At 30.6% G+C, this 14,872-nt stretch carries 14 protein-coding genes; all 14 read left to right on the top strand.

Annotated features, from left to right (window positions below; all coding sequences use genetic code 11):
• The first annotated feature begins 137 nt into the window (after positions 1-137).
• The 14 genes from FIA58_RS21765 (at position 138) to FIA58_RS20820 (ending at position 14,746) form a co-directional block, all read left to right on the top strand.
• Complete coding sequence (locus tag FIA58_RS21765) at positions 138-998, top strand: helix-turn-helix domain-containing protein (protein ID WP_140964617.1); 861 nt, start codon at positions 138-140, stop codon at positions 996-998.
• Between the two features lie 85 nt (positions 999-1,083).
• The gene (locus FIA58_RS20760) at positions 1,084-1,968 is read left to right on the top strand and encodes a DMT family transporter (RefSeq protein ID WP_140964618.1); all 885 of its coding nucleotides are present in this window, start codon (positions 1,084-1,086) and stop codon (positions 1,966-1,968) included.
• Between the two features lie 180 nt (positions 1,969-2,148).
• A complete protein-coding gene (locus FIA58_RS20765; protein WP_243754720.1) occupies positions 2,149-3,921 on the top strand; it encodes a helix-turn-helix domain-containing protein in 1,773 nt (590 codons plus the stop codon).
• Between the two features lie 105 nt (positions 3,922-4,026).
• On the top strand, positions 4,027-5,106 hold the full coding sequence (locus FIA58_RS20770; RefSeq protein WP_140964619.1) for a serine hydrolase domain-containing protein: 1,080 nt from the start codon (positions 4,027-4,029) through the stop codon (positions 5,104-5,106).
• Positions 5,107-5,173: 67 nt separating this feature from the next.
• Positions 5,174-5,608, top strand: coding sequence for a hypothetical protein (locus FIA58_RS20775; RefSeq protein ID WP_140964630.1), 435 nt, complete (start codon positions 5,174-5,176; stop codon positions 5,606-5,608).
• Between the two features lie 15 nt (positions 5,609-5,623).
• Positions 5,624-7,015, top strand: a complete 1,392-nt coding sequence (locus FIA58_RS20780; RefSeq protein WP_140964620.1) for a S41 family peptidase — start codon at positions 5,624-5,626, stop codon at positions 7,013-7,015.
• A gap of 28 nt (positions 7,016-7,043) precedes the next feature.
• A complete protein-coding gene (locus FIA58_RS20785) occupies positions 7,044-7,910 on the top strand; it encodes an SDR family oxidoreductase (protein ID WP_140964621.1) in 867 nt (288 codons plus the stop codon).
• The gene (locus FIA58_RS20790) at positions 7,907-8,527 is read left to right on the top strand and encodes a CatB-related O-acetyltransferase (protein WP_140964622.1); all 621 of its coding nucleotides are present in this window, start codon (positions 7,907-7,909) and stop codon (positions 8,525-8,527) included. Before FIA58_RS20785 ends, FIA58_RS20790 begins: the two co-directional genes overlap by 4 nt.
• A gap of 168 nt (positions 8,528-8,695) precedes the next feature.
• Positions 8,696-9,670, top strand: a complete 975-nt coding sequence (locus FIA58_RS20795; RefSeq protein WP_140964623.1) for an alpha/beta fold hydrolase — start codon at positions 8,696-8,698, stop codon at positions 9,668-9,670.
• Positions 9,671-9,789: 119 nt separating this feature from the next.
• Positions 9,790-10,434, top strand: coding sequence for a hypothetical protein (locus FIA58_RS20800; protein WP_140964624.1), 645 nt, complete (start codon positions 9,790-9,792; stop codon positions 10,432-10,434).
• Between the two features lie 31 nt (positions 10,435-10,465).
• Positions 10,466-11,071, top strand: a complete 606-nt coding sequence (locus FIA58_RS20805) for a hypothetical protein (protein WP_140964625.1) — start codon at positions 10,466-10,468, stop codon at positions 11,069-11,071.
• A gap of 56 nt (positions 11,072-11,127) precedes the next feature.
• Positions 11,128-12,255 carry a serine hydrolase domain-containing protein gene (locus tag FIA58_RS20810; protein WP_140964626.1) on the top strand — a complete coding sequence of 376 codons (1,128 nt, stop codon included), beginning with the start codon at positions 11,128-11,130 and terminating at the stop codon, positions 12,253-12,255.
• Between the two features lie 4 nt (positions 12,256-12,259).
• On the top strand, positions 12,260-13,501 hold the full coding sequence (locus tag FIA58_RS20815) for a S41 family peptidase (protein ID WP_140964627.1): 1,242 nt from the start codon (positions 12,260-12,262) through the stop codon (positions 13,499-13,501).
• 561 nt (positions 13,502-14,062) lie between these two features.
• Entirely contained in the window at positions 14,063-14,746 is a 684-nt protein-coding gene (locus FIA58_RS20820) for a hypothetical protein (protein ID WP_140964628.1), read from the top strand.
• Positions 14,747-14,872: the final 126 nt, after the last annotated feature.

Raw genomic sequence — 14,872 nt, forward strand, 5'->3', positions numbered from 1 at the left:
AATGCATTGCTAGTGCTGGCTTACTTACGAAAATCCTCGCGGATTTTCTATTCGGTTTTTATTTGCTAAATTAGTTGCTTAACCACGCAACGCACCATATACAAACACGTTGTGCACAATATAAAAACCACCATTAAGTGATAAAAAAAGAGTTTGAAAAATTACTTAAGAAGTATGATAAAAAAATTGTAGTAGACAAAATTATTGATGGTAGATACCAAACCTTAAATAATGATGGAACATCATTACATCGACATATTTTTTATCAGATTGTCTGGATTGAAAACGGTTCTGGAGTTCATATAATAGAGAATAGAAAGTACACTTTTACAAGCGGAACTATTTTTCTTTTAGCACCTTATTACTTACACAAAATAACATATAATAAAGATGTTCAAGGTTATGTTGTTAGTTTTTGCGATAGTTTTTTAGACCGTTTTCAGAATAAATCTACTCTACTGTTTCACAACATTGATCAAGCCTATATCAAAATACCGAGTGAAGAAATTAAAATACTTAATAATGAATTCAATCTTTTAAATCATTATTTTAATAAGAACCAAAATAATACTGTTACTATCTTACAGGATTATTTACATATACTACTCACTAAAATAAAGGGATTTAAAAACTTTACAGAAATAGACGATTTAGATAGTGATGTAAAAATATTAGAACAATTTGTGCAATTGGTAAGAACACAATACAAAGAACAAAAACAAATGGCTTACTATATTAGACAATTAGCTACTTCTCAAAAAAAATTGAATCAAATACTCAAAAAAAATACAGGGCTAACATCAGCAAAATTTCTAGAAACCTACATTTTAAATGAAGCTGCAAGAATGTTACGTTACAGTGACTTGAGTGTTAAAGAAATTGTCGGAGAACTCGGTTACTCTGAAAGCTCTTATTTTATAAAAGCGTTTAAAAAACACTTTGAAAAAACACCTATAACGTATAGAAAATTTTCTAAATTAAATTTGAATTCCAAATAATACCATACTAATCCCAAATAGTCCTATTAGATAATAACGAGAAAATAGAAGTTTGTGCATTCTAATAAATGTAAAGTAAACTTCTATGAATAAATCTATCATCTATATTATAGCCTGCGTATTTCTATGGGCATTGATTCCTGTAGTATCTAAATTAGGACAAAATGGATTAGATAACCATCAATTTCTTTTTTGGTCAAGCCTATCTTCTTTAATGTTTTTTTTAGGTATTGCCCTTTTTAAAAAAAAACTTCAAAAACTACGTGATATTTCAAAAATCAAATGGTTCCAAGCTATTTGTTTAGGTTTTTTAGGCACCTATTTATATTATGTATTATTATATTTTGGCTATGCTAATGCACCAGGAATGGAGGTATTAATTGTCCAATATTCTTGGCCAATTTTAATTGTTATACTATCCCTCATTCTATTAAAAGAAAAACTAACATTATCTAAAACAACATCTATTCTATTGGGATTTATAGGTGTTTTCTTAGTTCTTACAAAAGGAAATTTTGAACAATTAAAATTTGAAAATATAAATATCGACATAATAGTGTTTACAGGAGCATTTGTTTTTGCATTGTTTTCTGTGTTAAGTAAAAAAATAAAAATGGATGATATGCTATTATTAACAATTTACTTTTTAACAGCTAGTTTCGCTTCTTTTATATCAATGAACTTTTATTCTGAATTTAAAATACCTAATTTAAATACAGTTATACCAATTCTAATAAATGGCTTTTTAGTAAATGGTCTTTCATATATATTTTGGATTAAAGCTCTTAAAATTGGAGAAGCGTCTTTTGTTGCTCCATTTGTTTTTTTAACACCTGTTTTATCATCAATTTTTTTAATAATCTTTTTTAACGAGCCATTTTACATAGCATACTTAATTGGTATGTCGTCTGTTATACTTGGTGGTTTACTGAATTTAAAAAAGAAAAATACTGTGCACAACAACGTATAAAATTAATTGCTAGTTCTAGTCTGTTTACGAAAGTCCTCGCGGATTTTCTATTTGTGATTTATTTGCTAACTTTAGTGCTTAAACCACGCAACTAATCTTATACAAAACCGTTGCCAATAATGCGAGAGTAAGTAAGTGTAAACAACAACAAGTAATATATTCTACTAAATTCTGTAAAATTTGAATTATCAAAAGTCCATAGCAGTCCTTCCTTTCGTCAATATGAGCAGTGATATTGATAACGACTATTTTTGCGATGGAATTACTGAAGAGATTATAAATGCACTTACAAAAGTTGACCAACTAAAAGTTATCGCAAGAACCTCATCTTTTGCCTTTAAAGGTAAGGACATTGATATTAGGGAAATTGGTAAACAATTAAACGTAAGCACAATTCTTGAAGGGAGTATAAAAAAAGCACAAGATAAAGTTAGAATAACAGCGCAATTAATAGATGTAAGTGATGGTATAAATTATTGGTCCAAAAAATATGATAGAGATCTGATTAACATTTTTGAATTAGAAGACGAAATTAGTTTAGCTATAGCAAACGAGGTCAGAAACAATTTTGGGCATTTTGAAGTGCAAGACCATTTAATAAAGCAACCCACAAATAATATTGAGGCTTACCAATTGTTTTTAAAAGGACGTTCATTACAATTAAAATGGACACCCGAAAGCATAAAAGAGGCTATTACATTTTACAACCAAGCCATTGCGCTCGATAAGAATTATGCAAAAGCATACTACGCCAATTTACAATGCTATGGCTTATTGGCAATGTGGGGCTATATGCCCTACCAAGAAGCGATGGATTTAGCAATAAGTAATTTACTAATTGCTAAGGAAATAGATACCTCTTTACCAGAATATCCATTGTCTTTTGTGGGTAAATTTTTCTGGGAAGAATGGGATTTTAAAAATGCTTATTTGCATATAAACAAAGTCTTAGAGGTAAACCCAAACCACATAGATGGTTTAGAAGCGATGGCAGAATTATGTATTGCGCTCGGTTTTTTTGATATAGCTTTACAATATGCCGACAAATTATTAGAGGTAGATCCGCTTTCGGCTAACAATCATTATACCTTAGCTCATATATACTACTATCAACGTCAATTTGATAAAGCACTAAAAGCAATAGACTATGCGTTAACGTTGAACCCTCAGCTAGAATTATCACATCACTTAAAATGTTTCTGTTTAATATGGTTGAATGACACTGAGCAGTTTAACTCGTTTATTCAGAATACCTCATTAATTGAAGAAAAAAACCTATTGTTTAACCTCATTAATAAAAAGGATTCGGAAATAATAAATGATGATATTTCAAAATGGTCTAAAGGAGACAATAAATTAACAATGTTAGTTCCTTATGATATATTTATTTTATGTAATTCAAACCATAAAGAACTTGGTTTTTCTCGCTTAAAAGAAATGATAAGTCTAAGACGAGGTCAAGTCATCAACTTTAGACAAGAACCTTTTTTTAAACCCTTGCAAAATTTCAATGGCTTTTCTGAGCTGCATCAATCAAATTTAGTTTTACAAGACCTTATACCCCTTCAAATAGCGAAAGAAGAATCACCTTCAATTCTTTTAGACAAACAACAAATTGATAGTTTAAAGGAAAAATTACTTTGTTATTTTAAGGAAGACGAACCATATTTAAATCCACAATTAACATTAAAATTTGTAGCAGATGTTTTAGGGTTAAATACAAATAAAATGTCTTATTTAGTTAACCAAGCATTTGACGTTAATTTCAATGACTTTGTCAATTCGTATCGTTTAAATCATTTTAAAACCATAGCCTTAGATCCTAAAAACTCACACCTCACCATTCTTGGATTGGCTTATGATAGCGGCTTTAATTCAAAAAGTGTCTTTAATACGTACTTCAAAAAAACAGAGGGCATTACCCCTAAGGCTTGGTTAAAAGCCAATTCGTAGCAAATCTTATTCAGTTCGTTTCATATTATAATTCAGAACGATTGCTTTAGTTATCTGATGAATCTTTGCATCATCATTTAATTAATAATCAAAAAACGAACAGTTATGACAACTTTACACAAAACTTTAGTAGCATTTATGGTAACTACCATAATACTTTTTACATCTTGTTCAAAAGATGATGACAACAACGCACAACCAAACAATTACACAACGATTGAAAATTTACTAACTGAAATTGATTTTCAAGGGTACGTCATTGTAACCAAAAACGGAAACGATTTAGTGAGACAAGGATTTGGACTAGCAAACCAAACCACAGCTTTGGCACAAGATTACAATCTCGATTATCGCATCGGGTCAGTGAGCAAAACATTAACCGCAGCAGGCATTGTCCAATTAAAACGTGATGGCTTAATCAATAGTTTTAATCAAACTTTAGATGAATTTGACCCTGAATTTCCAAACGGTAGTCAAATTAGTATTTCACAATTATTATCGCATCAATCGGGTATTCCAAATTATCAACTTATAGTAGAGGAGGCATACGAACAAGGAGAAACTTTGGATGAAGAAGATATATACGAAGTAATTAAAGAATTGATTTCTGAAAATGGTCTCGATTTTTCACCAGGTTCAAGTAAACAATATAGCAACTCAAACTTTCTTATTGCTGCTTTATTAATTCAAGAAGTATCTCAAATGTCTTACCACGACTATATTCAACAAAAAATACTTACGCATTTACAAATGACGGCTACTTATAAAGGTACCAATATAGTAGATGAAAATACACACGCTCAGGGCTATTTAAATGGCATTCCAAATAGCACATACCCAATGACAATCGCTTTTGGTGCAGGCGATTTTAGTAGTACCCCAAAAGATATGGAAACTTGGGTAAATGCAGTAAAAAACAGTTGGTTTTCAGAGGCTGAAAAAGCCGAAATATTTACTCAAAACGTACCAAGTGGTTATACCGATTATGGCTTGGGTTGGTTTACCACACAAGAGGGAAATACCACCATGTATTGGCACGGTGGAGATATTAATGGGTATTGGAGTATGATTGGTTTTATACCAGAGTACGATGCCACTATTGTACTATTAAGCAATCAACAAGACGATACAGGAACGCAACGCAATTTCATAATAGAGCAGTTACTAATAAACGAATTTAATTAATACAACAGAGATGAAGATTAAAATAATAAATATGAAAAATATAGTATTAGTAATTGTTTTATTCTCAATGTTTTCTGGAAGTGTTTTTGCCCAAGAAAATGATAAAGCAAAATACGAAGTAAGAGTTATAACGAGTGTTGAGTCTATTGTTTCAAGTGGTTTAGGAAGATCACGTATCGTTTCATCAAATGAAGATAGAGATTATAAATCATATACTTCTAGTCAAACAGAAGAAGACAAAACCCGAAATAAATCGAAAAGAAAAGATATTAGAGTTAAAAATTTTGAAGAAACAAAATTGTTAAACTTCTTTAATTTAGGAGGTATACGATTTCAAAACATAGCCGCAAATGATACTTTAATATCTTCGAAATTAACGGCTATGATTTCTGAAGGTTGGGATTTAGTCTTTGTAACAAGTGCTGTTGAAAGTGATGCAGGCGAAAAAGACAACAGCGGTATTTTTATAACACGCTATATCTTTAAAAGGAAATTAACATAATTAATTCAAAATCAAATGAAACATTTATTAATTATTTGTTGTGTTTTTATTTCTTTTTCCTTTTATGGACAAACATTTAATGGTAATTGGAAATCTATGGGATATGGAAGGATGCTAACTATTAAAAATCAGAATTATATTCTAAAGGATTATACTAGCATATCCTGCGTAATAAATTCAAAGGGAAATCTTTCCGATTTAGTGGAAAATATTTCATTGACTAAAGATACCTTACTAATAAAAATAGGAATTAATGACTATTACTTTGTAAAAACAGATATAAAAATATGTGAAAAGACAAAGAATAAAGAAAAGGATCCAATTTATAATTTTGAGGTTTTAGCAGAAACTTTTAATGAGCATTATGCTTTTTATGATACACGCAACATAAACTGGCAAAAGATGTATCATAAGTATCGTTCTAGGGTAACTCATAGAACGACAGAGCATGAATTGTTTTTAATCATTTATGAAATGATGAATGAGTTTAATGATGGGCATTTAGGAATATCTGTTCCTAAACGTATTGAGAAAAATGCATTAAAACTATTGCTAAAAAAAAGAACTCAAAATACGTCTTCTATAAAAGAAATCAATGAATGGGATTTAGCAAAAAAAGTATCTGAAAATTTATTAGACACCATCAAAACAAAACGAAATGGGATTATTCGATGGGGTATTTTAAAAAGCAACATAGGTTATATACAAATAAACCAAATGTTAGGTTTTGCAGACTACGGAATATCCAACACCAACGATTTTAATACTTTTTGGAGTAAATATTCCTCTAAAACTTCAAAAAAGTCGGATACTGAAATAGCTACAGATGAAAGAGAAGGGGTAGAAAGCATAATAGGTGAAGTGATGAAAGATTTAAAAAACACAAAAGCTCTAATCTTAGATGTACGATTTAATGGTGGTGGAAATGACGAAGTCAGTTTAAAGATTTTAAGCAACTTCAATGAAGAAAAAAAACAGATAGGTGTTAAAATGGCGAAATATAATGATGGTTATTCAAAACCAGTACCGATATGGATTCAAGGTTCAACTGATGCTTATATAAAACCGGTTTACCTGCTAACCTCAAAAGCATCTGCTAGTGCAACAGAAATTTTGGTGCTGGGTTCATTATGTTTAGACAACTTCACAAAAATAGGTGGATTTACCGAAGGAATTTTTTCCGATACTTTAAATAGAAAGCTCCCTAACGGATGGGAATTTAGCTTATCTAATGAAATATATTTAGATCATCTAGGAAACAATTACGAAGTAAAAGGTATAAAACCAGATGTACTACTTTATACATCTAATTCTATTTCTGGACAATTTCAACAAATTGTAGATGAAGTAAATAACAAAAGAGACAAAGCAGTATTGAGAGCTATTGAACTAATGAATGAAAAATGATGAACAAAGTTTAAAATTCTTATTTAAAATGAAACATACCAACATTTTATTGGCAGGTGCTACCGGCTATTTGGGAGGTTATCTGTTAAACGAATTAATTGAAAATCAAAATCAAGTTCTTGCCATTGTTCGAAATCCAAAAAAACTAAAAAATGATAATGAAAATTTTTTAGAGCTTAAACAAGCAGAGGTTACAAAGCCAGAAACCTTAAAAGATATCTGTAAAGGTATTCATACCGTAATTTCTACCGTAGGCATCACCAGACAAAAGGACGGTTTAACCTATATGGATGTTGATTATCAAGCGAATATGAATTTACTTGAAGAAGCTAAAAAAGCAGGTGTAAAACATTTTGTTTATGTATCGGCAATCAACGGAGACAAATACCGACATCTGAAAATTTTTGAAGCCAAAGAAAAATTTGTCGATGCCTTAAAAGCTTCAGGTTTAAACTATACCATTGTGCGACCGAATGGTTTTTTCTCAGATATGAATGATTTTTTGCAAATGGCTAAATCGGGTTGGGTCTATTTGTTTGGATCGGGTCATCAAAAATTTAATCCAATTCACGGTAAAGATTTGGCAACATTTATTGTGGACAATGTAGAGGAAACCAATAAAGAATTAACCATAGGAGGTCCAGATTTGTTAAGTCTTAATGAAATTAGTGAATTAGCTTTAAATGCATTGAGCAAACCCATAAAAATCAGTCACTTACCAGATAGTTTAAGACGATTCACCATTTGGAGTTTAAGAACATTTACCTCTGTTAAAACCTATGGTCCTATTGAGTTTTTTCTAACCTTAATGGCAGAAGATAATATTGCACCAACGTATGGAGAATATCATTTAAAAGACTATTTTAGAGAAGAAGCTAATACACTCGAGATATGAACATTCCAGCAGATCCAAATACCGTTTTTCCGTTAGCAAATTACGATAAGCTTTGTTTTCTAAAAAACATCATTAAGAATCCGAATATTATCGTGGGTGATTTTACCTATTACGATGATTTTGAAGATGTGTCTAACTTTGAAAAGAACGTCAAATACCATTTCGATTTTATAGGAGACAAACTCATTATTGGTAAATTTTGTATGATTGCTTCAGACGCTACATTTATTATGAATGGTGGTAATCATTTAACTGAAGCCACAACGGCCTATCCATTTGCCATATTTGGTGGTGTCTGGCAACATGCTATGGAAGGCAAAAGCTATCCAAGCAAAGGCGACACGGTCATTGGTAATGATGTATGGATTGGTCACGATGCTACTATTATGCCTGGTGTTCACATTGGAGATGGTGCTATTATCGCAACAAAAGCGGTGGTTACAAAAGACGTAGAACCTTACACCATTGTTGGTGGTAATCCCGCTAAACCAATTAGAAAGCGATTTTCTGAAGCTACCATTTCAAAACTATTACAGTTAAAATGGTGGGATTGGGATATTGAAAAAATCACTAAAAACGTAGAAAAACTTACTTCTCATCCCGAAGCATTGCTTTAAGATAAAACCCTAAGAACTAATTAAAGGCTTAACACTATAACTGTTAAGCCTTTTCTTTTCGTTTATAAAAATTTAATAAACAGACTAAATAGGTGCTGAATTATAATCTAAAACGATAATAATTACTTTTCAAAGCACCTTTGCCCCAATAAATTAAAAATAATTAAAATGACAATTAAATCTACTTTATTAATATTTCTAAGTGTATTTATGTATAACATGAATGCGCAAAATATAGAAAACGTTCATCAAAAAATAGACACATCCTACTTTGTAAAGATTGGAGGTATCGACCAATACATTAGTCTTAAGGGTGTTCATGACAAACCAATAGTATTGTATTTACACGGTGGTCCTGGAGCAGCGGCATCTGCTCATAGTGAAAAAATAACAGCATCATTAGAACAGGATTTTTTAGTGATTCATTGGGATCAAAGAGGTTCAGGGAAAACCTTAAAGCAAAATGGTTTAAAAAAAAGTCCAACATTAGCATTAATGCAATCAGATGCTGAAGAGTTACTCACTTATATTTTAAAGACGTTTCATCGTCAACAAATTATTTTAGTGGCAAATTCTTGGGGTACTTCGTTAGCTTTTCATTTATCAGAAACACATCCTAACAAGATTTCAACATTGGTGGTCATAAGTCCAATCATAAATCTTTTGTCAAGTCAAAAAAGTCTGAATAAAACCCTTATTAAACACTTCAGAAAAATTAAAAACCAAGAAGCGATTAAGCAGTTAAAAGCTATAAATATACCATTTCATAATGCAAAGGATATGGCTATTCAATTCAAATGGCTATCTGAGTTTCAAGGACAACCGATTAGTGATAATGCCTTTAGCCAATACTTAGCGTTTTTTGAGCAATGGTACACCAAATGGGGTTTATTATATAGCCAACTTTATAAGATAAACCAACTAAAAAATAAACCTTTAATACCATGTAGAACGATTATTTTTTATGGAGATAAAGACTATACAGCTAATTATAAGTTATCCGAAAAATTCTTTAAGAGGCTAAAAGCTAAAGAAAAGGAAATTTATAGGTTTAAAGATGTAGGTCATCAAATACCAATGGAAGCATCCAATAGTATGCAAAAGCTACTTCTTAAAGTTCTACTTAAAGGAAATTACAATTAAATAAAACTATAAGTAAAAAGGTTTGAAATCATAATTCAGGACGATAGACCTTCATTTCTGTTACATCTTTGCATTATCAAATTATAAATCAAAAAACGAACTACTAAATACTTATTAAAATGAAAAAACTATTCATCGTCGGCTTAACATTTTTTACACTAAATGTTTTTGCACAAAACAACACAGAACCATCAAAACACAGTGACACGGATTTAAAATACAGAGTTAGCTTTCCTGCTATTATCTTAGGTAACATTGGTAAAGGTGGCGAAAGAATTAATACCCAACATTTTGAGTTGCACATAAAAAAAGAATTAGATGCTAAAAATATTGTTGGAATTAAGTTGGCCACTTGGAGATTATTTCAGCCTATGGGTATCCAGTGGTGGGACGGACTTACAGACAAAATAGATACTGAAACCGAATTTTATCCTGGTTATTTACGCGAAACAGGTATAGGAATATCCTATCAACGTATGCTTTGGAAAGGCTTATTTGCCTCAGTAGAAGTGTTACCACAATACAAAACCTATTTAGATCTTGACAACAAAAAAATAGCAAACGGTTTTAAGCTTTACAATTCGTTTCATCTTGGTTATCATTTTGCATTTGGTAAGAATAAACGCTTTTTTATCGAACCTCAGGTTCATTCTCAATTTTGGGTTTTTGACACCAATACACCTGATGCATTTAAACAATTAGATAATAGATGGAAAAACTATTTCCTTTTTGAGCCCAACCTTTATATAGGTATAAAATTTTAAAAAATTTAAATCAATCAAAAAACGAATAATTATGAAAACAATTAAAACAGAAATCCGATTAAAAATGACATTTATGGCGTTAATCCTAATGTCAACATTAAGCTTTGCACAAAACAATTCAACATTCGATTCAACCTCAAAACGCGATGATTTTATCTTTGAGTTTAGTCTTGGAGGAGGCGTTATAAGTATTGAAGATAGCGAAGGACTTCAAACCTTTGATAAAGCACAAGGAGCCATCAGTTTTCCTGAATTAAAATTTGGTTATATGCTTAATGATAAATTGGCATTAACCGCATCTATGCCTGGTATGATTTACGATTTTCAAGACAACGATAGACATTTTGGCGGTTTTATTCCCTCTGTACAATATTGGGTAAAAGATCGTTTGTGGATTCATGGAGGTATTGGTTTAGCTATAGATTCACCTGCACTTTACGATATTAAAGAAAACGTTAATGACGATTGGAATTTTGGATGTGCAGTTATGGCAAGTACAGGATATGAGTTTTACAAAAAGAAAAACTTTTCATTCAATGTACAGTCCAAATTGGTGATGGGAAGAGCATTTTTAGAAGGAGATGCGCAAAGAGACATAGTAACCTTTAATATAGGTTTAGGATTTAGCTGGTTTTAATTATAATACTAACTTTACAAATATAAATAATTAGGAATAACAATAAATACATAGCTATGAAAAGCAATTTAATACTAATTTTATTACTTTTTATTTCAATTACCTCTTTTGGTCAGCAACATATCAATAAGGAGGTAGAGAAATTGTTTAAAAACGAATTAGAAAAGGAAAATATTAAAAGTGGCGTACTACACGTGCATTCTGAGTCTCGTGGCATTAACATTCAGATAGCTGATAGTAAAGAAGATTCTATTTCAATACTTAGTCCATTTTACACAGCTAGTGTTACCAAAATGCTTACAGCTACATCTATTGGTATTTTAAAAGATCAAAAAAAGTTAAATTTTGAAGACAACATCGCTCAATATTTAACAGATTCACTAATGAGTAATCTTCACGTTTTAAATGGTAAAGAGTATTCAAACGACCTCACCATAGCTCATTTATTACAACACACTTCTGGTTTACCAGATTATTTTACAGATACAACCATTGATGGAAGTCCAAATATCATCAATCAATTACTCATTGACACTAGTAAATCTTGGTCAGCCCAAGAAATGATTGAGTTTACTAAACAGAAGATGAAACCTCACTTTGTACCCGGTAAAGGCTATCATTATACAGATACAGAGTATGTACTTTTAGCTTTGATTATTGAAAACGTAAGTGGTTTATCTTTAGATAAGTTCTTTAAGCAACATATTTTTCAACCATTAAAAATGCATAGTTCTTACATCAATTTAAAATCTTCTGCGATAGACAATTCACTTGATATAGCTAAATTTTATGCAAGTGAATATGAATTATCGTCTCTTAAAAGCCTAAGTGCCGATTGGGGCGGAGGCGGTTTAGTCTCAACTACCCAAGATTTAATAGGTTTTTTAAAAGCGTTTAATGAAGATCTAATTGTAACAAAAGAAACTCGTTTAGAAATGCAAAACTGGGTGAATGAAACTAAAGGGATGGAATACGGTTTTGGTATAAGAAAAGTATCTATCGATAAGTTAACAGAAACAGAAAGGGATTTGCAACTTATTGGTCATTCTGGTAGTACAGCATCTTTTTTATGGTATTGCCCACAACTAGATATATATATATCTGGTACATTAAATCAGTTAGAAGCTTCTAAAAGTGCAATGATTTTGGTTTATGAAATATTAAAAATAATAGAAAACAAATAAGGTTATGGATTTATTTCGAAAAACAATAATTTGTTTTTTAATTGTTATTGCTTCGATGTTTAATATAATGTTAGCTCAAACAACAAATGCAATAAACTGGAAAGAGGATCTTAAAATTTATAAGACTTCATTAGAACAAAAACATATAGATATATATCATTCGATTACTAAAGAAGATTTTTTAGAAGAATGGTTTAAGATTTATAATAATGTTGAGTCATTAAGTGATTTTAAAATCATTTTAAAATTAATGCGTTTAACAAGGCGTATTAATGATGGTCATACTTCTGTATCCCTGAGAAATATGTCAACGCACCGTTTTCCATTTGAAATTGAATGGATTGAGAACAAATGGTATGTTGTAAAAACATTGAATAAGAACAAAAAAATTCTCAAAACTACATTAGAATCCATTAATGGTATTTCGATTGATACAGTTACTCAAAAAATATCAGAAATAGCTCAATTTGTTGAAAATGAATATTCTTTAAAAGATAGAACAGGTAGTTATTTAACTATATCAGAAGTACTTTTTCATCTTAATTTGATTGACGCAACAAATAAAGCCACATTTAGTTTTCGTAATCAAAATAATGAGTTAATAACTCTGGAGTTAGCTGGTATTACTACTGAAATGTGGGAGGAAGCCGGTATTTCAGAAATACATTTAACGGTACCTGAAATAGAAAAACCTAACAATGTCAACCCTGATTTATGGTTTACCTCAATTTCAGGTAAAAAAGCATTATATATAAATTTTGAAAGTTATCCAACTTTTGAAGATATGCAAATTTTTGGTGAACAATTAATATCATATATTCAAGAAAATAAAACGAAGCAGGTAATTATTGATATGCGAGAAAATGGAGGAGGCGATTTATATGTAGGTACAGTCTTAGCGTATGCACTTAATCTTGCAGATAGTATTGATTGGAAAAATGGTGTGTTCGTATTAACAAGTCATAAAACCTTTTCTGCAGCAACAAGTAATGCAGCTCTCTTTAAGCAATTGTTAAATGCAAAAGTTATTGGTCAGCCTACAGGCTCAAACCCAAATGGGTATCAAGATATGGATAGTTTTATCTTGCCAAATTCAAAATTGGTAATAACCTATTCTAAAAGATTATTTCGATTATCTAATCAAGTAAATACAGCACTTCAGCCTGATATAATAGTAAATCAAAAAAAGAGTGATTTAGTTAATAATATAGACACTGTTTTGAGGGTATTATTAAATAGGTTTTAAAGGCAGGTAATAAGGTGATCGTCAGTTGTTCCATTTTGTTCCATAAAGTATAATCACAAAGCGGATTATTATATATTACAAACATTACAAAAGTAATACCAGTTTTGCTTTAAAATTACTCAATAAAAAGGCAGTTATTTTTTCTTTAGTCAAAAAAGAAAATACAAGCATAGCCATAGCTACGGTTAAATTTTATTTTGAAGAATAAAGGAAAAAGCCCAAGTTTTTGTGGGTAAATTTAAAGTGAAAATGGTATAACACATTTAATCAACTAGAGGCTTCTAAAAGTGCAATGATTTTGGTTTATGCTATTCTTAAAACAATTGATAACAAGAACCAACAGTAGAAATTGACTAATTATACTCAAACTTTGATTATACTTTAGGATCGTAAATATAAAAATTAAGCACTATTGGCAACAATGTGTATAAGCAATAGCGGTTAAAGTGATAAATCAAAAGTTTATACTTTATAACTATCTTTGTGCTTAACCGAAAAGCAAATGCATAAAGTCCGCTACTGCTCATACACTAGACCGTTATGTGCAATTAGAACTACGCAATGAATAAGATATTTATACTCATATTTTCAGCTTTGATATTCTACTCGGCTGGACACAAATTGGACTCGAAAAGGAAGAAATATTTCGAGGGTGAAATAATTTATAAAATCGAATATGAACCTTACGAAGAAAAATACCAAGCTGATAGAATAAAAGAGCTTATTGGTTCCAAGATGGTTCTTACATTCAAACACGGGAATTATAAAAAGGAATATTTTTCACCAGATGGAAAACTTCTCCAAAAAAGAGTATTGAAATTAAAAGATAAAAAATCGTATTTCAAAACTTATGATTCTGATACTATATATTGGATTGACATTACGGTAAATGAATCCAAAACACAATTTAAACAGCTGAATGACACTGTTATTTTAAATCATCCTTGCAACACAATCAGAACTAAAACTGTTGTTACAGGAGAAAATTTTGGTGGACAATCGTTCGAAGTTGGTGGTGTTTTCAATTATGCTCAAGATTTAGCCATAAATCCAAAATGGTATGAAGATTATAAAGAGGGTAATTTTAATGAAATAGCAGAGCTAGCAAAAGGAGTCTCATTGCGAACAATTAATGAAGGAGTATATTGGGAACAGAAAATTGTTGCAGTTTCAATTAATCGGCGAAAAGTTAAAAAGTCAGAATTTGATATTAATCTGACTGATAAACCGGTTAAAAAATTATAAAAGCACATAACAACGGTAGCTGTTGCACAACCTCTCCAAAAAGTTAAATTTTCTAAATAAATAAAAAAAGTAACCTCATTTAAAGTGATTTAAGCGAGGTTTCTTTTTTGACTAAAGGACAATTTT

The sequence above is a fragment of the Flavobacterium jejuense genome (genome assembly GCF_006491595.2).
Classification (GTDB): Bacteria; Bacteroidota; Bacteroidia; order Flavobacteriales; family Flavobacteriaceae; genus Flavobacterium; species Flavobacterium jejuense.